At 68.2% G+C, this 23186-nt stretch carries 18 protein-coding genes and 2 pseudogenes; 10 read left to right on the top strand and 10 right to left on the bottom strand.

Annotated elements, in window-relative coordinates; genetic code table 11:
* The first annotated feature begins 413 nt into the window (after positions 1 to 413).
* Entirely contained in the window at positions 414 to 1862 is a 1449-nt protein-coding gene (locus C9F11_RS04855) for a hypothetical protein (RefSeq protein WP_249401598.1), read from the top strand.
* Positions 1863 to 1947: 85 nt separating this feature from the next.
* On the opposite strand, the gene C9F11_RS47275 is transcribed toward C9F11_RS04855, so the two are convergent.
* The 4 genes from C9F11_RS47275 to C9F11_RS04840 all read right to left on the bottom strand — a co-directional run bounded on the left by C9F11_RS47275 (position 1948) and on the right by C9F11_RS04840 (position 4926).
* Positions 1948 to 2109 (bottom strand): hypothetical protein, encoded by a 162-nt coding sequence (locus C9F11_RS47275; protein WP_171075637.1) that lies wholly within the window; start codon positions 2107 to 2109, stop codon positions 1948 to 1950.
* Positions 2110 to 2390: 281 nt separating this feature from the next.
* Positions 2391 to 3671 (bottom strand): IS701 family transposase, encoded by a 1281-nt coding sequence (locus C9F11_RS04850; protein ID WP_138958073.1) that lies wholly within the window; start codon positions 3669 to 3671, stop codon positions 2391 to 2393.
* Between the two features lie 38 nt (positions 3672 to 3709).
* Entirely contained in the window at positions 3710 to 4339 is a 630-nt protein-coding gene (locus tag C9F11_RS04845; RefSeq protein ID WP_171075636.1) for a DUF4158 domain-containing protein, read from the bottom strand.
* A 107-nt stretch (positions 4340 to 4446) separates the two neighbouring features.
* Positions 4447 to 4926: a hypothetical protein gene (locus C9F11_RS04840; protein ID WP_138958071.1), complete on the bottom strand. Its 480-nt coding sequence runs from the start codon at positions 4924 to 4926 to the stop codon at positions 4447 to 4449.
* Positions 4927 to 6266: 1340 nt separating this feature from the next.
* Here C9F11_RS04840 and C9F11_RS04835 point away from each other — a divergent pair.
* Positions 6267 to 6740, top strand: coding sequence for a hypothetical protein (locus tag C9F11_RS04835; protein WP_138958070.1), 474 nt, complete (start codon positions 6267 to 6269; stop codon positions 6738 to 6740).
* Positions 6741 to 7176: 436 nt separating this feature from the next.
* Here the strand turns inward: C9F11_RS04835 and C9F11_RS04830 are convergent, their stop codons facing one another.
* Both C9F11_RS04830 and C9F11_RS04825 read right to left on the bottom strand, forming a co-directional pair.
* Complete coding sequence (locus tag C9F11_RS04830; RefSeq protein WP_138958069.1) at positions 7177 to 7374, bottom strand: hypothetical protein; 198 nt, start codon at positions 7372 to 7374, stop codon at positions 7177 to 7179.
* Positions 7375 to 7480: 106 nt separating this feature from the next.
* Positions 7481 to 8155 carry a hypothetical protein gene (locus tag C9F11_RS04825; RefSeq protein WP_346347225.1) on the bottom strand — a complete coding sequence of 225 codons (675 nt, stop codon included), beginning with the start codon at positions 8153 to 8155 and terminating at the stop codon, positions 7481 to 7483.
* A 136-nt stretch (positions 8156 to 8291) separates the two neighbouring features.
* Here C9F11_RS04825 and C9F11_RS49905 point away from each other — a divergent pair, with 136 nt between their 5' ends.
* Together C9F11_RS49905 and C9F11_RS48515 are read left to right on the top strand one after the other, a co-directional pair.
* Positions 8292 to 8897, top strand: a complete 606-nt coding sequence (locus C9F11_RS49905; protein WP_346347224.1) for a hypothetical protein — start codon at positions 8292 to 8294, stop codon at positions 8895 to 8897.
* A 298-nt stretch (positions 8898 to 9195) separates the two neighbouring features.
* Positions 9196 to 9780 carry a hypothetical protein gene (locus tag C9F11_RS48515; RefSeq protein ID WP_249401597.1) on the top strand — a complete coding sequence of 195 codons (585 nt, stop codon included), beginning with the start codon at positions 9196 to 9198 and terminating at the stop codon, positions 9778 to 9780.
* Positions 9781 to 10023: 243 nt separating this feature from the next.
* On the opposite strand, the gene C9F11_RS04810 is transcribed toward C9F11_RS48515, so the two are convergent.
* From C9F11_RS04810 to C9F11_RS04795, 4 genes and pseudogenes are all read right to left on the bottom strand, one after another.
* Complete coding sequence (locus C9F11_RS04810; protein WP_138958068.1) at positions 10024 to 11547, bottom strand: ISKra4 family transposase; 1524 nt, start codon at positions 11545 to 11547, stop codon at positions 10024 to 10026.
* Positions 11548 to 11596: 49 nt separating this feature from the next.
* The gene (locus C9F11_RS04805) at positions 11597 to 12163 is read right to left on the bottom strand and encodes a hypothetical protein (protein ID WP_249401596.1); all 567 of its coding nucleotides are present in this window, start codon (positions 12161 to 12163) and stop codon (positions 11597 to 11599) included.
* Between the two features lie 51 nt (positions 12164 to 12214).
* Positions 12215 to 13111, bottom strand: coding sequence for a hypothetical protein (locus C9F11_RS04800; protein WP_138958067.1), 897 nt, complete (start codon positions 13109 to 13111; stop codon positions 12215 to 12217).
* A gap of 358 nt (positions 13112 to 13469) precedes the next feature.
* Positions 13470 to 13763: pseudogene (locus C9F11_RS04795) on the bottom strand (transposase); the annotation flags it as partial.
* A 395-nt stretch (positions 13764 to 14158) separates the two neighbouring features.
* Between C9F11_RS04795 and C9F11_RS04790 the strand changes: the two are divergent.
* The 6 genes and pseudogenes from C9F11_RS04790 (at position 14159) to C9F11_RS04765 (ending at position 22714) form a co-directional block, all read left to right on the top strand.
* Positions 14159 to 14782, top strand: coding sequence for a hypothetical protein (locus C9F11_RS04790; protein ID WP_138958066.1), 624 nt, complete (start codon positions 14159 to 14161; stop codon positions 14780 to 14782).
* Positions 14783 to 15471: 689 nt separating this feature from the next.
* Positions 15472 to 16089 (top strand): annotated as a pseudogene (locus tag C9F11_RS04785) (IS701 family transposase); the annotation flags it as partial.
* Positions 16090 to 16550: 461 nt separating this feature from the next.
* A complete protein-coding gene (locus C9F11_RS04780; RefSeq protein ID WP_171075635.1) occupies positions 16551 to 19766 on the top strand; it encodes a Tn3 family transposase in 3216 nt (1071 codons plus the stop codon).
* Positions 19767 to 20065: 299 nt separating this feature from the next.
* Complete coding sequence (locus C9F11_RS04775; protein WP_138958064.1) at positions 20066 to 20794, top strand: GAF and ANTAR domain-containing protein; 729 nt, start codon at positions 20066 to 20068, stop codon at positions 20792 to 20794.
* Between the two features lies 1 nt (position 20795).
* Positions 20796 to 21551 carry a GAF and ANTAR domain-containing protein gene (locus C9F11_RS04770; protein WP_138958063.1) on the top strand — a complete coding sequence of 252 codons (756 nt, stop codon included), beginning with the start codon at positions 20796 to 20798 and terminating at the stop codon, positions 21549 to 21551.
* A gap of 242 nt (positions 21552 to 21793) precedes the next feature.
* On the top strand, positions 21794 to 22714 hold the full coding sequence (locus C9F11_RS04765; RefSeq protein ID WP_138958062.1) for a recombinase family protein: 921 nt from the start codon (positions 21794 to 21796) through the stop codon (positions 22712 to 22714).
* Positions 22715 to 23186 lie beyond the last annotated feature (472 nt).

Genomic DNA, 23186 nt, shown 5'->3' with positions numbered 1-23186 from the left:
TGTTGGTTAATCCGGGGCCTTGATCACTTCGCCCTCGACGGGGTTGGTGACAGCGACGTGACACGTGATGGACTCTGAGGCCCCCTGCCGGCCAGATGCTGGCAGGGGGCCTCGCGTTCGCCAGCGGCGAGGTCCGCTTATACCGATGCGGCGTCTGTGAGCGCCTTGAGCGTCTGCAGCGAGTGGCACCGCCACGCGCGTTGGCGCCTGCCCGTGGTGCTCATAGCCATGGGCGGCCGCGCTGGTCGTGACGCAACTTGAACCATCGTGCTGATCGACTGCAAGGGCGGTATGACCAGAAGGGAAACGGGTCGACATGCTGTCGAACGGGCTGGTGCCACCGGCAGGGCCGCGCACTGTCGGGGAGGGAGAAGTGTGGCTGCGTTGTCATACCCGGCCGCTACGGTGCTGTCATGGCTGCACACTCCCAAGGTTCGAACGGCCTGATTGCTGTCCACGTTGCTGTTCACAATCCTGCGGAGATGGCGGAGCCCGATTCGCAGGCAGCCGACTACGCGCACCAGCTTTTCGCGGCCTCCGCCAAGTACGCAGACATCTCTTGGACCGAGGCAGGGGCTGAGCCACGCTGGCTCGGCATGGACACCAGTACCTGCGCCGTGGCCATCAACCCGAGCCACTTCGCCAGCCGGGGTGCGGACGAGTTCGAGCGCTTCCTGTCCGGCGCGGCCTCGCGTGGCGAGCCCGCGCTGATCATTGCCACGATGGGCAACGTGGATGATGACTGCCTCCGAAACGTCTTCAGCCGCTACGACGCCAGTGTGCACTTCCGCAGCTTCACCGGCTCGATCGCTGGGAAGCGCCTGCCCGCAGGAGCGGAGGTCTCCCTGGCTTCCGATCTGGACGCGACCGACCGCGACCTGGGCCTACGACTGCGGAACCGCCCGGCCGACGCCCCATGGTGGGCCATGACGCTGCAGTCGACGGCTCTGGTGGGCCCTCAGGGGACCACTGTCCACCCGCCCGAAGGGGAACTGGTGCCGATCCTGGTGGACAGCCTGGGCGAACCGATCGTTGCTCGCTGGACGCCCAGCAACGGCCAGCAGATCTGGTACCTGATCCCGGACGCGGTCGACTGGAACACCGTGGTCGACTGGATCGTCCAGCGCGCCCTGCCCGAACTTGTCCCGGCCGCGCTGCGTCGTGTCCGTTCCCGCCACAGCATCGACGCCGACCTGGAGACGCCCGCGGAGACGCAGGCCCGCGTCGCCCTTGATGAGTTGGAGCGCCGCTACCTCGACGACAAGGCTCGCTTCCAGGCCGACGTCGAGCGGGCGCGCCAGGCGGCTGAACCGGTGCGGTCCGGGCTCCTGTACGCCAGCGGCAGCGAACTGGTCGATGCTGTGGCTGTCGTGCTGCGCGCCGCCGGATTCACCGTCACCGATTTGGATACCGAACTGGGCGCCACCCGGTCGGCGGACCTGCTCGTCGTGCTGGACGGGGCCACATGCCTGGTCGAGGTGAAAGCCGCGTCCGGCGCAGCACCGGAGAAACTGACCTCTCAGCTTCAACGACATCTGGAGACATGGCCGAAGCTACGCCCCAGCCAACCGGTCACCTGCGCGGCCTTGATCGTCAACCATCAGCACCGGCTCGACCCTGCCGAGCGCCCTACCGAGGTGTACCAGCGTAGAGAATTCGTCGACGCGCTCACCTTTCCAGTGCTCGCCACCGGCCAGCTGTTCAACTGGTGGCGGACCCAAAACTGGCTGGCCGTGCGGACTGCTGTGCTCGGCAACCCTCACCCTGATGCACGGGGAACACCTTCCGCCGCTCCGAGCGCAGCAGAGTCCCTTAGGAGGCGTAGGTTCTGGTCCCGCCCTGGTAGGGACAGCACCGTTTGACGACCGCCGCGCCGTCGCTGCGCCAGATCCGGGACGAGGTAGATCAGTGCGTGCACGTCGCCGATCTCGGCAACCAGCACTGCGGCTAGCTGGTCCCGATGCCCGGCAGTTGCTGGATGGCCCGATAACCGGTGTGGTCACGGAGCCGCTCGGCGACCCGGGCGTTGAACCGGGGTTCCGAGGACGTGGCGGTCACCTCGCACCGCAGGCGGGGGAGAGTGCAGCAGCGGGCTCGTGTGGTGCTCACACGCCAGCGGTCAGGACCGCGTAGGGCACCACCTGGTGGAGGAGCGGGAGGAAGCCGGCGAGGGGCAGCTGGTAGGGGCGAGCCACTGGGTAGTCCGTCAATGCCGGTCCCGGGTGTACGAGGAGTCAACTCATCGGTGTCCCGTCCAGAACAGGTTCGGTGCCGGTTCGGACGAAGTCTCCTAGTAGGACTCCGTTAGGTTGCAGGGGGTCTTGTTACTTTCCGCTGGTAGGGGCGGGGTAGCGGGCGGTGGCAGGTGGTGCAGATGCCGGTCCAGCACCTCAGCGTGTCCTGGAGGAGGTCGAGGACGAGGTAGAGGGTGGGGCCGGCGTGGGGGCTTTTGGGGAGAGCCGCTGTTCGGTGAGGAAGGCGTGGGCGGCGGTGGCGAGGGTGACGTGGTGGTGCCAGCCCGGCCAGGACCTGCCCTCGAAGTGGTCCAGTCCCAGGCCGTGTTTGAGCTCCCGGTAGTCGTGTTCGACGCGCCAGCGCAGCTTGGCCCAGCCGGCCAGGTCTTCCAGCTTGGTGTGGGCGGGCAGGTTGGAGAACCAGTACTCGGTGGGCTCTTCGGCGCCGGCGGGCCATTCGACCAGCAGCCACAGGTCGGACAGGACGCCGTCCCACCAGCCCTGTTCGGCCGAAGCCCGGGACCTGAGCGGGCGGACGATGGAGTTACTTGCCGGGCGTACCCGCTGGGCCGCGAAGCGGGAGTGCAGTGGGCCGCGGGAGCCTTGGCGCCAGGTGACATCGGTGAAGCCGCGGTGCCCCAGGTTGGCGGCGTGCGCGGACACGGCCAGGGGTGCCTGTCGGTAGCGGGGATGGGGCCAGCACCCGTTGGTGCCCTTGCGGGCGGGCGCCTCGGGGACTGCGTCGAAGGGGCGGGCGGTGGCGTCGGCGTGGATGGACAGCACATAGCCCAGGCCGCGCTCGGTGAGCGCGGTGCGGAAGGCTGCGTTGGTCCCGTAGGCCGCGTCGGCGAGCACGACGCGGGGCGGTATGCCCCAGGCGGTGAGCTCGTCGCGGATGTCCAGGGCGAGCAGCCACTTCTCGCGGTGCCCGATGTCCGCCGGTACCTTGCAGGCGGTGCGCCGCTCGGTATCAGCGGCCCACTCCTTGGGCAGGAACAGGTGCCACTGCAACGGGCACGAGGCCGTGGCGGTGACGGCATGCACGCTCACCGCGACCTGGCAGTTGGCCCGCTTGCCCAGCGCACCGCAGTACTGAGGTGCGACACCGACCGACATCCGGCCGTCCTTGGGAAAGGACACGTCATCGACCACCCATGCCTCGGGGCCGATCAGCCCGGTCATCCGCTCGGCGATCCGCCGCCGCACCGGCATCGGGTCCCAGGTGGACTGGTCCACGAACTGCTGCAGGTTCTGCTCGTTGCCGTCCGGCAGCCGAGAAGCCATCGCCTGGATCGACTTGCGCCGGCCGTCCAGCATCAGGCCCCGCAGATAGCAGTCACCCTTGGCCCGCTGGTCCTTGCGCGGCACCGAGGCGAACACATCCGCCACGAACAACGCCAACTTCGCCCGAACACGCATCACGTCATGTGCGTCCACACACCCAACATGCTCCCGAACCAAACCGACAGGAAGACCTAACGGAGTCCTACTAGGAGTGGCCGTTGACACATGCGGTCGCGCTTGAGCGCGGCCAGCAGGGAGGTGCCCGCCTCGTTGTCCTCCGCGACCAGAGACAGCAGCCGGGCCGTGCCCACCTCGCCCAGGCGGTCGATGACGCGGGCACAGAACGCCGCCTCCCACCGGCCCCGGGCCGCGACCAGCATCTTCTCGACGCGAGTCCGGCCCGGCGGCTCGATCTTCCGCGCCCGGTACTCGACCAGCAGGGCTTCGCGCTGCCGGTCCTCCGCCAACTCGACCGGACAGACTGCCGCGGCCAGCCACCCGGTGAGTGCCTCCTCGTCCGCGAGCGCCGTCGGCCGGAACCCGAGCACTTCGCGGATCTGCCTGCGGTGCCGCTTCGCGCCCGCCAGGTCGTACTTCGCGAGCTCGGCCGCCGGGACCTTCACCAACCCGGCGACGTACTCCACCGCGGGCTGCGGGAACTCCTCGACGAACTCCGGGAACCTGGCCTCGATCTCGAAAAACTTGAGCATGAGACAGAAGCCCAGCCGGGTCGGACCCGACTTGTTCGCGACCGGCTCCCAGTCGCCGTCCACCAAGGTCCAGCACGCCACCACGTCTTCCGGTGACCACTCCTGCCGCACACCAGTCCCCTGCCGTTGGACCCCACGGGCATTCACCCGGTCAGCTCAACGAGGGCACGGAGCGCCGGGAAACGGCGCGTGCAGACCTCCCAGGAACTACCGGCGGGTTACTTGTCCCCCGGTGTCTGCGCTAGGAGTTCGGGGCCGAGAAGCAGGCCGACCGCCGTGTCCAGCGCCGCGTGGTCGCGGCCGCAGTCGAGGCCGCGATGCCCGGCGCCTCCGAGAGCGAGCGCCGCGCGGCCGTCGCGCAGCAGCTGCACCAGGAGGTGACGGCCGAAGCGTGGGCCAAGGCCCGCCGGTGGGAGCAGGTCCGCGAGCAGCAGGCCGCCGCTGCCAAAGCCCGCGCCGAAGCCGCGGCCGCGCAGCCGGCCGACGCCGTCGTGGACGAGCCGGTGGCCCCGGTCGTGTCGCCCGCACCGCGCCCGGCCGCCGTCGTCCCCGCTCCGGAGCCGGAGCCCGCCGGTGTCGACGACGACCAGGAGCTGGTCCTCGAGGAACTGACCCGTGAGCAGGTGCTCGACTGGCGCACGCGCGCCGCGCACGACCACCAGCTCGTCCACGGCCACATCGACCGGTACGGCGAGCACTCCGCACAGCGCCTGTTCACCCAGGTCGTTCGTCGCGACCGTGCAGCGTCTCGCAGGCCCTTGGTCACCTGGACCTCGGCTACACCCCGTGGGTGCAGGCATGAGCGGCAAGGAGGTGTCCGGAGTCGACCCGCCCGGGTCAGGCTCCGGTCCGCGGGGGAGGCCGCCAAGCAGCGCGGGCAGAGCGAGGCCCGCGCCCCGCGGTGCCGCCCGGGCCCGGAACGCGCGGCGCGACAGCCAGGAGGCGTCCGGGTTCGCCGCCATGCTCCAGGGTCTGATGGCCGAGCGGACCTGGGATCTCCCGGCCGTCGGCGGCAGCGTCCTGGAGCACTGGCCGGACATCTCGGCCGCCCTCACACCACACTGCGTGCCGTCGGAGCTTGTGCTTGATATCGGGTGATGAACCTCTCGGGCCAAAGCTCCTGCAAAGCCGGAATGGAGATATTCAATTCCACTTCCGCGCCCATTTCTCGCCATGCTGTGCGAATCTGCTGCCGAGGGTTGCGCTTCCCTTGATCCTGGTGTGGGCTGACTTGAGCAGAAATTGCGAACGTGAATGGAGTGGGAACCGTGATTCTCCGGACAGCAGGCGCGAGAGGAAGCATCCTACGCCCCATGGTCATCCTTTCGGTGACCTGCGTTACCGTCCTGTTCAGTGGGGGGATTTCACATGCAGATGCCTGTGAAGGTCAATCTCATGGCGAGGTAAGGACTGGCAGCGGAAGGGCAGAGGCGAATCCGGACTGCGCCTGGTTCGCGAACAAGCCGAACTACAGCGGGTCTAAGATCACGTCCACTGGCGGGATCAAGGCGTGTGCCAGGAAGCCTGATACCTGCAGCTATCAAACAGAGCTACAGTTCTACGAGCAGACCGGTCCTGGCCCAGGTGTGTGGACCACGCGCCAGGAGAGCGGCACAGGTCAGGGGTGCCCGCCCCCGGCACGGTCGAAATCCGTCAGCGGCGGGTGCCGTCCAGCGCCCAAGGAATACAGCTACCGGACCCAGGCGCACGGCTCGGTCGTTGACGGGTGCAACGTCTACACGGGATCGGATACGAGCGCGGTGCTCGAGGTGAAGTGCTTCTAAGTGGTCTCGGTGACGTCAGCTCTGGGGGAGTGGGAGCTGGTCGTGGGCACTGCACGCGGCCCGCTGTGAAGCCCGGCACCGGCCCGGCCACTGCTGGAATCCCTCTGCCGCCCGCTGCCCGGCAAGGCCCTCGCCCTGCCGGCCAGCGGGCGGTGCGGGAGCAGCACCGGTCTGGCGAGGACGGCAGCCGTGCACGATAGTGCTGGACAGCTCCTCCCCACACGCGGCCAGGGCACTCTGAAGGGCGTCAGCTCATGGAAGATCCCCTCGTACGGTCTTGCCGGGAGATCAGCAGGACCATCACGGCGTACATCGAAGGCGACGACGATATCTCGTCATGGCTCCAGGAAGGATGTGCGCTATGGGAGGTGGAGCCGGCTGGATTCCTGAGGCGTCTTTCCGTGCTGCTTTTCGTTTCCTGTCACGCGTTATTGTCCGGTCAGCTTGAAGAGGTGTCTGATGGGCCGAGTTTGTCTCTGGTTTCCTTGAAGGACGCCATCGATAACAGCTCACCATCACAGATCTTCGCCGCGCGGCACAGCGCCCCGGCTTTCGGTGAACTCGTCGACGTTCAGGAACTCTGGATCATCTCTACGGGGGTGACCAATGTCCGGGCTCTCTACTGGAGTCGTCTCCGCTTCTCAGCGACTGGGGCCCTCCTCAGGATTCTTGCGAGAGAGGGCGAGGGCTGCACCATAGAAGATCTCGTAAAGTCGAAGCGTCCCTGAGTATCGATATCTCGTTGAACCAGGCAGTAGTGGCATGGTGTGCGGTCACGCCGAGTGCACTTCCGTGAGCTCGGATCTCTGCTCTCGGGCACACACCAGGCCTGTCTGCACCCGCAATCTCCTGACCAAAACGTAGCGCCGGATTCGGCTCGGAATTGGCGCCGACGTGAATTGCTTAGGTGCGGCGCGTCGCTCGGCCTGATGATGACCGAGCGCGGTCGGCCGTCGGCGGAAGCGGCCGCGCGCAGTTCGACATGGGCGACACGCAGCGTCTCGGTCCGTGCGACGACTGCGATGACCGATGTGTCCGTGCCGCCGAGCAGCAGGTCGGCGGCACTGCGCCACCGTATCCCCTGGTTGTTGCGCGACTTGCGCAGGCGTACGCGCGGGTACGCGTACGTTTCGCTCAGGGGCGTGGGCGCATGGATCTGTCGGGTCAGAGGTGGTGCTGGAGCCAGTAGAAGCCGATGCCGGCCAGGCCGGTGCCCAGGCCGTAGCAGAGGCCGCGCGGGAGGTGGAGGGCGGCGTAGCGGCGTCGGCGGCGCAGCCATCGGCGGATGCGGACGGTGCGGGTGGGTGGGGGTTTGTCGAGGGAGACGATGGCCGTCTGGGTGGTCGCGGGCGTACGCTGCATCGCGGTGAGTCCTTTCTGGAGGGCTGTGCCGGGTTGAGGAGCCTGTCGGCGGTCGGTGGCCTGGAAACCGGAGACCGCCGGGGGCTCTTCGCTTTTTCCGGGGTGCTCAGGGCTGTTGGGCGAAGTGCTGCAGCCGGTCGGCGATCTCCCGTTCGGGCCTGCACACCAGGACGGGTTCGGCGTCGCCGCGGGAGGCGAGGCGTTCGACCTCGGCGGTGAGTCCGGCGCCCTGGGGCACCGGGGGGTGGTTGTCGCGCATGTAGACGGCGAACTGCCCCATGCCGATGACGAAGTCGATGTCGGGTCCGTCCAGGGCGTGCTGGAGTTCGTGGAGCCAGTGCTGGCCTTCGGTGGTCTCGCCGCGTCCGAGGTGGTGCAGGTGCAGGCAGTAGGCCGCGCCGCGGTGCCCGGCCCCGGCGGCGAGCTGCCACCAGAACTGCGCGCTCTCGGGATGGTCGGCGAGGTGGAGCATGCACGCGAAGACGTGCGCGCCGTGTATGTCGAGGTCCGCCAGCGGCTCGGTCCCGTCCTCGGGCCCCCCGTTCCCGATGGCCGTGGCGAGGCGCTCCATGTGGACCGTGGCGCGGGGCTGGTTGAGGAACCAGCGCACGACGACCGAGAGCTGGTGGCCGGCCCTGGAGACTGAGGACACGTGGGTGGCGGGCAGGACGTATCCGCCGTCCTCGGCGAGCCGGCGCAGGCCCGCGCCGACGTCGAACGGCCTGCGCTGGATCGCCAGCTTCTTCCCCGCCTGGTGCAATCGCTCTTCCACACTGCTCACTTCGGTTCCCCCTCCATCTTGATGTACGAGGACACAGCGGGCTCGAGGCGCTCCTTGGCCTTGCGGCGTGGTAGTCGACGGTGCTGGGTGTGACGCCCATGTACCAGCTGATGCGCTGGGTGTCGTACTTCAGGATGTGGCGGAGCACGATCACGTCGAACTGCCGGGGCGGCAGGCTGCTCATGGCGGTGAAGAGGCCGATGTCGCCGTGCAGCCCGGCGAGCTCATGTCGGAACTCCTCCAGCCGTTGCGATATGACGACCCGGCGCAGGATCGACCACACCTGCTGCTGGAGGTTGCTCTCCCCCAGCAGGCCCTCCCAGTGGGACAGGATCTCCAGGAAGGCCCGGTGCACCGCGTCCTCGGCAGCCGCGTCGCTGCCCAGGCACGTGGCGGCGTACCCGTGAAACGCCTCCTGGTTGGCCAGGTAGAGCGCTTCGAACTCCAGCGGCAGAGGCAGCACGGCCGCGACGACTGGGCTGCTGTCGTCCTGCGCGTGGGCATCTTCGGTCATGAGTCCTCTTCGTTGAGGCGGCAGGCGAAGGGCGAACGTCAACGCCTGTCGCGCCGCCCACTGATGACGGCCACTCAACCCCGCCGAACGGATGAACACGCATGTGTAAGGAACGAGAAATCACACAGCGATCATGGGCCGCAGCAGCCCGTGATGACACACCCGTCAGTAGCGGAATGTGACCCGCCCGTTTATGGGGCGCTTACCGGAAGGGTCTATACCTCTTAGGGGTATTGGGTGATCGACGTCACAGCCGTAACCCCCGCACGCGCCGTCACGCGCCACCCCCCACGGGTGAAGCCGTACGACGGCCACGGGCGGCAAATAAGAGCAAAGGGCGCCGAACGTGTGAAAACCGCCAACCGGAAGTTGCCAGGATCATGCCACGGCCCGGCCTTTGGCCCTCTCCGTCCGGACGGCCCGGCCACCACCGTTACCTACGAACCCGCCACCTGACCGCCGGATCACAGCGAGGAGCGAGGGGTTCTTGCTGGCTGGTGAGGGTCCAGTGCGAAGCACTCGGCGGGTGGACGGGTGCGAGCTGTTTGGGCTCGGCGCGGCGATCGGCATGATGATGACCGAGCGCGGCCTGGCCGCCCCAGCCGTGGGCGACAGCGTCCTCGCCACGGCGGTGCCCGAACTCGCCGAGCGCGTCCAGGCGGTGGTGTTCGGCCCGGACACTGGCCGCTTGGACGTCATCCCCGACGCGCCGGTGGAGCGCCGCCCCTCGCCGGATGGCTACCACCGCGCGATCGCCGCGCACCGCCAGGCTGCCGCGCCATCGAGGGTGGACCCGGACCAGGCCATCGCAGAGGCGATGGAGCGGCAGACCGCCGCGTTGCGCGGGTTGTTCCGTCGGGCCTTCCTCGAGCCCGACGTCGTCGCAGACGACGTGCCAGCCCCGATCGAGCGCCGCTGCCAGGGCGAGGTCTTCCATACCGCGGCGCTGTGGCGGGCCCGGGCAGAGCGCGTGGTGCAGGCTCATCCACAGCTTCGAGGTCGTGGGCCCGCTCGACCAACTGTGCGTTCAGCGGCAGTCCCCGCGTGCTCACCCTGGACGCTGCGCCGCGTGCCGGGAATTGGTGGCACTGCTGCTCCATCTCGCTCGTGATCAGGGAGCGGTGTACGTGCAGCGGCGCCCTCAGTGCGGCGACGCCGCTGCCGGGGGCGAGTGGTTCGCGCTGTCGGCACTGGGCCTGGCCGCCGTCGTGGGCCGGGACGGCGCCCTCCCGCGGGCGTCGAGCTGCAACACGGGCAGCCCGTACGTCTCGCGCAGCAAGTCCAGGCAGTGCGCACGCGCTTCGTTGGTCGCCTTCAAGGTTGGGTGTAGCTCTCCCCGGGGGACGCCTGTGGTTCAGACCGTGAGGTCGTAGTCGTGCTGGTCAGAGGTGGAGTAGAGCCGTTCGTGCTCGCGGGTGAGATGGAAGGCGAAGTAGGCGTCGAGGTCACCGTTGTCCTTCACCGCCCGGAGTTTGAGGACGGCCTCGGCGCCGCTCAGCCCCCACCTTGCCCCGGTGGTCTCCAGACGGTCGCCGATGAGATGCCTGCACGCGCCCTCGATTGGGCCGGTGGCGATCGGCCAGCCCTCGGCCAACGCGGTGTCGTAGCAGAGTTGGTCAAGGTGGCCCGCCAGGTAGCGGACGCAGGTGTCTGCGGCTTCGCGTTTCGCTCCGCGCAGGCCGGCCCGCTCCGCCTGCGCGGTGATCTCCGCGGCGGCGCGGCTGGCCCGGCCGTGGAGGATCGTGGTCAGATGCCCGGCGACCCAGGCTTCGGCTGCCGGGGTGCCGGGCCGGTGGAAGCCGTGCGCGGCAGCCCAGACGTACTCGCTGACGTGCACGATGTCGAGCAGGACCTGCACGGTGATCCCGCGCCGGTCGGCTTCGGCGCGGATCAGGTCGAGTTGGTGGCGGGCGCCGTCGACCAGGACGACCCAGGTCCGCACGTGGTCGCGGTCGCGGGCCTGGGCCTGATCGAAGGCCGCGGCGATGGTGTGCTCGGGCGGGTGTATGACCGAGCCGGTCAACCACTTCGCCCGCGATTTCGGTCCCGGGCGCGGAGGCCGGAGGCCGCTGCGGCCCTCCGGCGGGGCGATGATGTCGTGCGGGCGCCGGGGGGCGGGGTCGGCGTCGAACACGCAGGCCAGCATGGCCATCCGTTTGCGGTGCGGCTTCTCGCCCGGCGCCAGGCGGGTGCGCATCGCCCGCGGGGTCTTCAGGTGCGCCTTGAGCGTGGCCGGCCGCAGACCGGACGGTCGCATCGCGATGCCCTTGCCGTCGACCTGGATCACCAGCGTCGTGGGAGCGGTCGACGGCGCCGGGACGCGACGGGCGTAGAAGCCGTCGATGTCAACGGCCGCGCAGGCGACCAGATGTTCGGCCTGCCGTTTGCCCAGGACCTTCCCGCACCGCAGCTCGATCGCCTCTTTGGCCTGGTCGTAGGAACCGCGCACCGCCTCGGCAACCGCGCGGCGGCGCAGGCCGTGCGAGTGCAGCCCGGCGGGTAGCGACAGGTCCGCATCCAGGGGGCGGACGCTGGTCATCGACCTGCCCCGCCACGCGGTCCGCGTCACGGTCACGGTGCCGAACACGCAGGCCAGACGCCTGCAATGGCCCACCTCGCGATGCGGGCGAACCTGTCCGTCCGCACCCCGGACCGCCGGGCGGCCAGCGCGTTCCCCCTGCTCGCGCTCGGCCCGCTCCCGCAGGTCGAGATGGGCCTGGAGCAGCAGCTCGCGGCCCCGCGCCTCGATCAGGTCCTCCAGATCGTGATGGGTCAGCACGGCCGAGGCGGGGTCGGCCAACTCCTCGGTCAGGCGGTCGAAGGCCCTTGCGGCGGCGGCGAACGGATCGATGGCGGACAAGGCGTCGTAGGGTTCCACCACGGCTCTTCTTTCTTGGGTGCTTCGGTCTGGTTGGTTACCTCCGAAGCTAGAGAGAAGAGCCTTTATCGTTCCGGGAGTTCACCGGTTCCACGCCGTCGCCGGGGTGGGCCACCGTGAACCGTCCGGGCTTGTCCTCGGTCAGCCAGCCCCGCTCCACCAGCCGTTTCAGCTTCCCCCGCGTCCCCTCGATCTTTCCGGTCACCGCGGGCAGCCCGATCCGCGGCACGATCTGCTTGGCCTGCATCGGTTTCTCGGCGTCGGTAAGGACCTCGATGATGTCCCGGTAGACATCCGGCAGCACCGCAGCCGACAGCCCCTGGCGCCAGTGCGGCACTGTGATCGCCCCGACCACCCGCCCCCCGGGGTGCACCGATTTCTCCGGCTCCACGCCGCTGGCCACCGGTGCGGTCGCTCCGGACCCGTTCAGATCCATGATCACCTCGGCCACCGTCTCCCGGGCGATCCGCAGCCGCGACCATGCCTCCCGCTCGTCCTCCAGACGGGCCGTCAGTCGGGCGAGCTCCGCTTCGAGCGCCTCCACCTGGGCTCGGGCCGCCGCCTCCCGCGCCTCCAACTCCCCGATCAACGACCCCATCAGCGTCGCCTCCTCCACCCACACGGTAGAGACCCGACCACGCCGCCGCCCCTCATGCGCAGTCTTACGTCAGCCCGCCCGCTCATAGGTAAGGACGGTCTTCGGGTGGTTGCCGATCTTGCGTAGGCGCAGCGGGCCGTCCGAGGACTTCACGTCGAAGGAGTACTTGGTCTCCTCCGGCGGGCAGGTGAAGGTCCTGGTGCCCTGATCGAGCTTGAAGTTGCTCACGTAAAGGTCGTACTGGTTGATGCCGAAGACAGCGCCGCTGCCCTTGCATCGCGGGCCGGTGCGGGACTCGATGACCACGCGTGCGGATCTGCCCGGCTCGGCCTGGTGGATGGTCAGCTCCTGGCTGCCGTCCGTGGCTCGCCACCGGCCCACGAACCAGGGGTGGATGGGCTTGTACTTCGCTGCCACCTCGGCGAATCCGGAGCCTTTGCGCCAGGTCAGCGTGGTGGTACGCAGCATGCCGCTATCGACGAAGTCCACTCGGGCGCCACCGTCGCGGATGCGGGCCTTCGGCCAGGCGATGTAGTTTTTGGTCGGGTCGGTGGTCCAGGAGGAGAGGTCCCCGGTGGCGACGGCCGCGATCACTTCCTGCGGTTCTTCGCCGTCCCTGCAGTACGCGCCGAAGCCGGCTGCGAGCCACACGGTGTCCCGGTACGCCTTTGCCCTGATGCCGTGGCACGGCTTGGTGCCGGTCTCATAGACCGTCTTCCGGGCGGACCAGGCGTCGTCAGAGGCGCTGCGATGCTGTGCCTGCAGGCCGCGGCGAGTGAAGCGGAGGGACACCTGCCGGCCGTCGGACAGTTCGAGGACGGTGTGGTCGTCGTCGTGCTCGACGACCCGTGAATCAGGCTTGTCCTCGGGTTCGCGGTGGGACTTCGTCTGCTTCGCGCTGCTGCCGGACGGTCCCTTGTCCGATTGCTCGGCGCAGCCGCCGACGGCTGCGCCGAGCATCAGCACCGCTACCGCCCACGCCGCTGCGCTCTTCGTTCTCATGCCGTGTCAGCTCCCCTGTACGCCGCGCCGCGATGCCCGGGCCGGTGGGTGGCACGAACTCGGCGATGGTAGTCGGTGGGCGGCCCGCCCCGCTCGGCCCCCGACACGGTGCGGCCCCGGCGGTTCCGTCACTCGTCGAGGACGGTGGCGACCGCACCCGGCCCGGGCCGCCGCCTCCCGCGCCTCCAACTCCCCGATCAACGACCCCATCAGCGTCGCCTCCTCCACCCACACGGTAGAGACCCGACCACGCCGCCATCACCCACAACCACGATCTCCCAGATCAAACCATCGGGGTTGTCCCCGGAAGAGAGCTACACCCATCCACGATCAGCACACCGTCTGGGCAGCCGAGCTGTTCGGCGACGTAGAGCTGCACGTCGTCCCGCAGCGTGTCGGGGTCCCAGGATGCACCGTTGAGCAGATGCTGAAATCCAGCAGGGCCGCGGTGGCCGGCGTACTCGGCCAGTTGCCAGCCGTTCTTCCGCTCCACCGGCGCCAGCAGTCCCCGCACGTAATCACGCATCCGCCACCGCAGATCCACCCGCGAGAACCGGCCCGCCACCCTCGCGAACACCGACTCCAGCTCGGCCGCCCACAGACCCGCCTCGTCCATCCCCACCATGCCCAGGACAACGAAACCAGCCAGCTCAGGCAACGATCTCTGACTGGAGTACTAGGCGGAGTGCCAGCCGCCGCGAGATGCCTCGTGGTCGGTGTGGTGGCGGTCGGCGTCGGGGAGCGCTGGGGCTCGCCGAGGGAAGTTCTTGGGCAACTCTCGCTTCAAGGCGCGGGGAGTCTCTATCGGCAGCGGTTATGACTCCCGGCCCTTCCGCAGCGAGAGGCGAAGCAGCGAAAGGGAATTCCTATCGCCACGCCGGATATTCCTATTAGACCTTAGCTGGGCCTCGAAATAGGGTTCGATGACGACAGGCGATTGCGGCCGCCGACAGTACGGTCGGGAATCGATGCCGCCAACCCGCGCCTTAAATGGAAACCAATAGGAGTGTCGTGCTGCAGAACAGGACTATCCGTCGTCGCTTCGGGGCAGGAGTTGCCACTCTCGTCGCCGCAGCCATGATTGGCACTGTGACGTCCGCGTCGGCGGCGGCTGCTGACCGGACGCACGTGCAAGTAGAGGCGGCGCCTGCGGTGGCCTCTGCGGATGCGATACAGATCTTGCGGAATGCCGTGGTTCATATCGCGGAACGTGAGTCAGCTGCGGATACGGGCTCTGCCGCCGTACGCTCTGACAGCCTTGCTGACATCAGTGACGAGAAGGGTATAGCTGCACTTGAGCAAGCGTTCGACATTATTGGCTCAATTCCCGAGTCGCTGATCCAGCGCATCGAGACGGGCGACCAGGGAGCGGTCCAGGAGGTGGTGGATTTCCTGAATTCTAAGCCTGCCACACGTGGATGGTTTAGCTGCGTAACTGGAGTGGCGAAGTTCGCCGCCGAGAACGGAATCGGCATCGCCAAGGTGTACAAGATTACCAAGGGGGGCAAGAAGGTAATCAAGGCTGTCTGGGACTACATCAAGCACAAGAAGCGTCCTACTGGCATCGATGAAGACATCGTTAATCTTATAGTTAACTCGACGGGGCTTCCAGCGCTTGCAGAGGCGTGCTTGTAGGCTGACGAGAGGAAGTGGGCGCCGTGAATGGCGAATCAAAGATTCCGGCCTCTGAATCGGATAGCGAACTTGGGGCCCTAGCCGGAGGCGCTCTCTATACGGCCATGTTCCTTCTGGTGGCTTACATGCCTGCCACCTTTATCGGTGAACTCATCGGCAATCGGGGTATGCCCACTTCTCCTTGGATCATTGCACCCGCTGTGGCGCTGGTGATCGCCGTCATGCTGCGGTTCGAGCCGTTCCTTGAGGAGCGATCATGGTGGTCTCGAGTTGACTACGGATGGGGGGCGCTCTTGCTCGGTCAGAGTTTCGTACTTCCCATCGTCGTCGCAGTGGTTTGGCCAATTTCCGTCTGGCCGTGGCTACCGCTGGCCGTCCCTACGCTGTTGTCCTTCGTGCCGATCTCATGCGCTATCTGGTCCATCAAACTGTGGCATCGGCATCTTTGGAGAACTCAGCGGCCGCAGTTGGGTCCCTATCGACCCGTTCCACGTATCAGTGGTCAGGGTTCTGAGGATCCCTAAGACCCATTCCCGTAGGGCGGCAGGACGCCCGGCAACGGCCCCGCCGCGCATCCGCACGGCGGGGCCGTTGCCGGGCGCGGCCCGGCGTGTGCTGAGGCGGCCTAGTACTCCAGTCAGAGATCGTTGCCTGAGCTGGCTGGTTTCGTTGTCCTGGGTATGGTGGGGATGGACGAGGCGGGTCTGTGGGCGGCCGAGCTGGAGTCGGTGTTCGCGAGGGTGGCGGGCCGGTTCTCGCGGGTGGATCTGCGGTGGCGGATGCGTGATTACGTGCGGGGACTGCTGGCGCCGGTGGAGCGGAAGAACGGCTGGCAACTGGCCGAGTACGCCGGCCACCGCGGCCCTGCTGGATTTCAGCATCTGCTCAACGGTGCATCCTGGGACCCCGACACGCTGCGGGACGACGTGCAGCTCTACGTCGCCGAACAGCTCGGCTGCCCAGACGGTGTGCTGATCGTGGATGACACCGGCTTCATCAAGGAGGGCACCGCTTCAGCCGGTGTCCAGCGACAGTACTCTGGCACTGCAGGCCGTACCGAGAACAGCCAGGTCGGAGTCTTCGCCGCCTATGCCTCGCCCAAGGGCCGGGCACTGGTAGACCGGGAGCTCTACCTGCCGAAGTCCTGGACGAGTGACACGGACCGGTGCCGGGCGGCGGGCATTCCGCAGAACCGACGGTTCGCGACCAAGGGCGAGCTGGCCCGCGTGATGATTCTGCGGGGCCTGGCCTCGCCCTTGCCCATTGCCTGGGTGACCGGCGACTGTGCCTATGGCCAGGAATGGCGCATGCGCCGCACTCCGTCTTCTGGCCACTCGGGGAAGTACAAGCCCGGGTCCCAGGCCAGGGAGTACACGGCGTCGCCGAGAAGGATCGCGGTGCGCTCGGCCTGCTGGACTCGGAGCGGCAGCAGTTCCTTCTCCGCCCATGCCCGGAGCCGGTCCTGCACGGCGAGCGCCGCGGCGGCCTCGGGGCTCGGTTCGTCGTCGGCATGCTCGGCCCCGGCGACGCTGATGGTCTGCTCGGAGCCAAGGAGGTAGCCGAGAGCAGTGTCGACGACCTTGGAGGCGACCCGAGTTCACGGCGCTCCAGCCCCGGCTCGTCGTCACCCGTGACAGGGGTAGCGCCGAGGTATGCCCAAAAGCCGCCAGATCCTGATCTTGGTGTCCTATGCGGTCGCGCCGTCACCCATTCGGCCGAAGGTCGTTGGTGCTGGTACCGACTGATCTCTGGGCCTGGGGCGGGACTTGTGACCTCGATCGAGCGGACCGCGTATCCGCGATTCAGGCGGCTGATCACCGCGCATGAGCTGCATCTCTTCTTCGCTCCGACGCGGGAGGAGGCCGCGTGGGCCGCCGAGCGGATGGACTCTGACGGCCGTCAGCTCGCGTTGCTGCTGGCACTGAAGTCGTACCAGCGGATGGGCCGGTTCCCGAAGTCGGACGAGTATCCGGCGATGGTGGTCGACTTCGTCCGCCGTACGGTCGAGCTGCCGGAGGGCACGCTCCCACTGTACGAGACGGGCCGCACCGCTGAGCGTCAGCGTGCGGAGGTGCGGCAGCGGGTGGGGACGAAGTACAGGCAGTCCCAGGCCCGGCAGATCGCCGAGGCGGCGATCCGCAAGGAGGCCGTGTCGAAGAACCGGCCCGCCGACCTGATCAATATCGCGTTGGAGAAGGTGGTGGCGGCCGGGCTGGAGCTGCCGGCGTTCTCCACCTTCGACACGATGGCCTCCACGACCCGCACGGAGGTGAACACCTCGATCTACTGCGGCATCCACGACCGGATGAGCCTCGCCGAGCAGGCGGGGATGCTGCGGCTGTTGGACGAGCGTGACAGCGACGGCACCACGCGGTTCAACCGGCTGAAGCAGACCGCCCAGGGCCCGAGCTGGTCGCACTTCAAGCGCCTGTTCACGCACATGGAGTGGCTGGACGAGCTCGGTGACACCGCGGTGTGGGTGGACGGCGTCGCCGCGCCGAAAGTCACCGACTTCGCCGGGGAAGCGGATGCGGCGGACGCCTCCGAACTGCGGGACTACGCGACCATGAAGCGGATCGCGCTGCTGGCCTGCCTCGCCCACAAGGCCCGGACGCGGGTACGGGACGATCTGGCGACGATGTTCTGCGAGCGGGTCGCCATGAAGATCAAGAAGGCCAAGGAGGAGCTGGAGGAGATCCGGCTGGCCGAGCGGGAGATCGTCGAGGCCCTGATCGGGAACTACCGCACCGTGCTCAAGAACCTCGACGACGGCGGCCCCGCCCAGGAAGCGCTGGCGAAGGCCGCGGCGATGACCGCCGAGGCCGTGAAGGCCCTGGACGCGCTGGACGAGGCGGCGCCGGTGGAGGAGGTCGCCCGGCGCCTGGGAGGCGAGGTCTCCCCGGCCGTGCTCGCCCTGGCGAAGGCCCAATTGGTGCAGGCCGGCGGATTGGGGGCGGTCACCAAGGCGGTGGAGGTCTTCGGCGGATTCGCGGGGCAGTACGAGAGAATCGAGAAGGTCGCCGCGCATCACGGCAACTTCTGGGAAGTGCTGCTGTACGGTCAGCTCGGCCGGGACCGGTCGGTCATGTTCGACCTGGCGGAGAAGCTGGAGTTCACCACCACCTCCGAGGACGGTCGGGTGCTGGCCGCGCTCGCGCACGCGATGCGCCACGAGAGCGCCCGCGGCGAGTACATCAGCGCGCTCGGCGAGCATGGCAAGCAGATCGACATCTCCTTCGCCACACAGAACTGGCGCAAGGCCGTGCTCGACAAGACGCGGCCGGGCCGGTTCGCCCGCAAGCACTTCGAGGCGATGGTCTTCACCCACCTCGCCGAGGAGCTGCGCACCGGGGACGTCGCCGTGGTCAGTTCGGAGGAGTACGCCGACTGGTCCGAGCAGCTGCTCGCATGGGAGGACATCCAGGAGAAGCTGGCCGACTACCTCGTGGAGGTCGGGCTGTGCGAGGAGGGCGAGGCGAGTGCTTTCGACGCGGGCTCCTTCCGCCGACAACTGGAGGACAAGCTGCGCGGCGCCGCCGCGGCGGCCGATGCCGGGTATCCGGACAACGAGGGCCTGGTCATCGCCCCCGAGACCGGCATCCCCTCACTCAAGCCGCACCGTTCCGAGGGGCAGCGGCCCTCGGCGAAGCGCCTGGAGCAGGAGGTCAAGGCCCGGATGCCGGAGCGCACGCTGATGGGGATCGTGGCCCGCACCGCATACTGGGTGGAGTGGTGGCGCCGCTTCGGCCCACCGTCGGGCAACGACCCCAGGCTGAAGGACCCGTTCGGCCGCTACGTGCTGACCACGTTCGTCAAGGGCACCAACATGGGCCCGTACGAGGCGGTCAGGCACATCCCCGGGGTGTCCGGGCACGAGCTGTCGTACGTGGCCAACCGGCACTTCTCCATCGCACTGCTGAACGAGGCCGTCGCCGACCTGGTCAACGTGCACGCCCGCCTCGACATCTCCCAGGCCTGGGGCGACGGCACCGCCGTGGCCGCGGACGGCACCCACATGGACACCTACCTCAACAACCTGCTCGCCGAGACAAGCGTGCGCTACGGCAAGGCGGGCGGCATCGCCTACCACCACATCTCCGACACCTACATCGCGCTGTTCACGCACTTCATCCCATGCGGGGTATGGGAGGCCGTCTACATCATCGAGGGCCTCCTCAAGAACACCAGCGAGGTCAAGCCGACCACCGTGCACGCCGACACACAGGGCCAGAGTGTGCCCGTTTTCGCCCTGGCGCACCTGCTGGGCTTCGACCTGATGCCCAGGATCAGGAACTGGAAGGGCCTGACCTTCTACCGCCCGTCCAAACAGAGCAGTTACGTCCACATCGACTCGCTGTTCGGTGAGCCGGGCAGACACGTCATCGACTTCGACCTGATCGAGTCCCAGTTCCGGCACCTGATGAAGGTGGCCGTGTCCGTGCGCGAGGGCGCCATCTCCTCCTCAACCCTGCTGAAGCGGCTGCGCTCGGGCTCGCACAAGAACTCCACCTACACCGCGTTCCGCGAGGTCGGCCGTGTGATCTGCACGGTGCAGCTGCTGCGCTACCTCACCGACGCGCCGCTGCGCCGGCGGGTGACGGCTGCGACGAACAAGGTCGAGTCGTTCAACCGGTTCTCCCAGTGGGTCGGCTTCGGCAACCAGGGCGTCCTCGCCGACAACGACCCCATCGAGCAGGAGAAGGCGATGAAGTTCAACGCCCTGCTCACGAACGCGGTGATCTTCCACAACGCCCTGGACATCGCGGAGATCGTCCGTCAGCTCCTGGAGGAGGGCTGGGAGATCGACCCGGAGGACCTGGCCCACATCTCCCCGTACTTGACTGAGCACATCAAGCGGTTCGGCGAGTACTCCACCCACGAACTCGGCATCCAGCCCGGCCCGTACGACCCCAAGCTCGACGTCGACTTCACCCAGCTCCGTGACCGGGACCTGCGAGCCGAGGGTTTCGGCACAGCGGCCTGACCGGGCAGGGGAGAGACTCGCTACGCATGGCTGAATCGTCGGCTCCGGGGCCGGTTCCCTACCGGCCCCGGAAGAGTACGCTCGATTACGTACCGTGAGCTGTCCAGGCTGGATGGAACTGGCCACAGCGGCGACTCCGGCGGACAGACGCGAATCGAGGCGACATCCGAACGTTCCGTCAGCGGGCATGACACGGCTCCTTGAGCCAGCCCTCATCTAGGCTCGCCTCTCGTGCGTTCACGGCGTGCCCGGCCCCCGCTCGTTGCCGCGTGTCCGGGAGGCGACGGAACGGACATTCGATGTCTGTCACCCGCCATGGCGTCCTCGCCTCCCAGGCCGTGCTCGACCTGGCCTGGCGTGCGGACGGTTTCGACGTCCTCGAACTGCTGCATGATCTGACCGGACATGTGGTCGGCCAGCTGGGTGTGCACTCCGCCCTCACCATCCTCGACGAGACCGGCCAGGTCGACTACCTCACCGCCTCCGACGAAACGTGCCGGCGTCTGGAAGAAGACCAGATCGAACTGGACGAAGGTCCCTGCCTGGACAGCACCCGCACCAGCAAGGCGCTGGCCCCGGCCCTGCTGCACACCAGCGTCGCCCACCAGCGCTGGCCCCGCTTCACCCCCCGCGCCCTGCGCGCTGGCATCACCAGCGTCGCCGCCGTCCCGCTGCGCACCCCCCACCATCCGCTCGGCTCCCTCAACCTGCTCAGCACCGCGCGCGTGCCCACACGGGAGGACCTGCGCCTGGCGCAGGCGCTGGCCGACGCTGCCGGGATCAGCCAGCACCACCGGCAGGCCCTGCTCGCCAAGGAGGAGATCATCGGCCAGCTGGAGACCGCCCTGGAATCCCGCATCGTGATCGAACAGGCCAAGGGCGTACTCGCCTCGCAGCTGGGCATCGACATGGACGAGGCATTCGCCCGGCCGCGCCGCCACGCTCGTTCCCGTCAGCAGAAACTCACCGTGCTGGCATCCAACGTTGCGCACGGAGACATCCCGGCCGACCTCACCATGACACCGTGACATGCCCCGCGACGACCGGGACGGCGCCACCGGCGACGCCCCTCTCCCTCATGACGGCCTGACCGCATTCCTGGCCCGCGCGCACCTGGCCGCCCGCAACGGACACGGCGCGGAGTGCGCCGTCCCGCCCGGCGCCGCCCGCCAGTTCGGCCTGGACGCTCTCACCCTGAACATGCTCGCCCACGACGGCCACCTCGAACTGCTGTGGTGCGACCCTGACACGGGCCTGGGCCCCGACCTGGACACCCTGCAATACACCCTGGGCGACGGCCCCACCCTCGAAGCCGCACAGCACGACCACCCGGTGATCGAACCAGACCTGCCTGCCACCGACCCGGCCCGCTGGCCCCTCTTCCTGCCAGCCGCCGCCCGCACCCCCCTCCGTGCCGTCACCGCCACCCCGCTGCGACTCGGCGCCGCCACCATCGGCGTCCTCACCGGCTACCGCACCACCCCCGACCCCCTCACCACTGCCCAACTCCACGGCCTGGACCATCTGGGCCGCACCCTGCTCCTCCTGCTCTACACCGAACTGACCACCCCGGCCAGCACCCGCGGACCGGGCACCGGACTGCGGCTGTACCGCGCCGAAATCCACCAGGCCACCGGCTTCCTCGCCAACCGACTCGGCATCCCCCCGGGCCAAGCCCTCTACCTCCTGAGAGCCCACGCCGCCACACACGACCAACCCCTGCCACACCTCGCCCGCGCCGTCCTCACTCGCCGCCTGCCCCCCGACACCTTCAAACCCCAGTAGCCACCACGACAGCCCCAAGGCACCCGCACACTCCACACCCCTGGAACGCCCACACGCACGACCGACGCCGCATCCGCTGCCTGTCGGCAAAGGAACCTTTGCCGACAGGGGCGACGACGGTCCAATGGACCCGGCGATTCCGGAGCCTGACGGCAGCTCAGATCCAATGAGATCCGATGGCGGTTGGCGACAGGGTTAGATGACACCCGAGGTCCGATGCGCCGGCAGAAGCGAGGAACAGCGTGGCCAATCTGGTCTACAAGCGGGTGTCGACCGACCAGCAGTCGACCGACCGCCAGAATCTCGTCCTGGACGAGGCCGGGATCAAGGAACCGGTCGTCTTCGAGGAGGAGGCCGGCACCTCCAGTCGACTTCACCCGCTCCAGCGGCCGAAGTTCGGCACGCTACTGGAGTACGCGCGACCGGGCGACACCGTGCACGTCTCCGAGATGTTCCGCCTCGTACGCGGCACCGTGCACATCCTCGACGTGCTCGACGTCCTGCACCGCGACCACCTCGCCCTGCGCATCCACGACGGCGCGTTCTCCGGCATGGATCTCACCGCCCGCCACCCGCGCACCGGCGAGCTGCTGTCCACCGTGAAGTTCATGGTGCAGACCCTCGCGGCCGCCGGGGAGCTCCAGCGCGATCTCCAGCGGGAGCTGACGTACAACGGGCTGCGGGCCGCTGCGGCGAAGGGCAACAAGGGCGGTCGCCGTCCCGCTGTCCCGGCCGCGAAGGTCGACGACATGCGAACCGCGTACCTGGAGAGCCGGTCCATCGCCGCCCTGGCTCGCGAGCACGGCGTCAGCCGCGGCGCCGTCCGTACGGCCGTCGCGGACCTCCTGCCCGAGCACGTCGCCGCCAACAAGAGTGCCCCGGCCCCGGAAGCGCCCGTCACCCTCGATATGCCCGGCAAGGTCGCCGACTTCCTCCGCGCCACCGAGCTGGACGACGCCGAGCGAGTCTCGCTCGCCTACGGCCAGGCCGTACGACGCGGCGCGGGCTACACCCTCCGCGTTACCGCCACTCCCGCGGTCCACCGCCAACTCCTCGACCGCTGCCAGCCTCTCGACGGCACCGCGGCGATCCCGGCCCAGCGGAAGGCCTGCCGCGAGTACGAGAACCGCGTCAACGCCCTCGGGGCTCACACCCGGAGCTGAAAAGACCCACCAAGATCAAGCTCTGGCGGCTTTTGGGCTTACCTCGGCGCTACCCCTGACAGCGGTGAGTTGCCCGGCCTGGTTGGAGTCGTAGGCGGCCAGCATCCGGTACGCGACAAGACGGCGCAGCTCCTCGTCCGGTACCCACAGCCGGTCAGGCTCGCCCACTCGTTGCGGCGACCGGCACGGCGTGGGTCGGCCATGGCTGGCCCGTAGACGAGCCAGCTCCATACGTCAGTGATCAGGTCGCGCAGGCGCACGGGCCCCTCCAGGCGGAGGCTTCGCGGCACGGGCGCCGACGCAGCGGCTTGACGGACGAGAACGGCTCCACCTTCGCGCGGTATTTGGCCCCATGACGGCTCTGATGGGCTTGATCGACAATGGACATCGGCCCCACGCCGAACGGGACTGGCCTGCTGCGAGGGTGGGGCCCAAAATCTCTGGAAGCGACTCCCACAGAAGGGCAGTGGGG

Source organism: Streptomyces sp. YIM 121038 (assembly GCF_006088715.1).
Taxonomy (GTDB): domain Bacteria; phylum Actinomycetota; class Actinomycetes; order Streptomycetales; family Streptomycetaceae; genus Streptomyces.
This window is presented reverse-complemented; position numbering and strand designations above follow the sequence as displayed.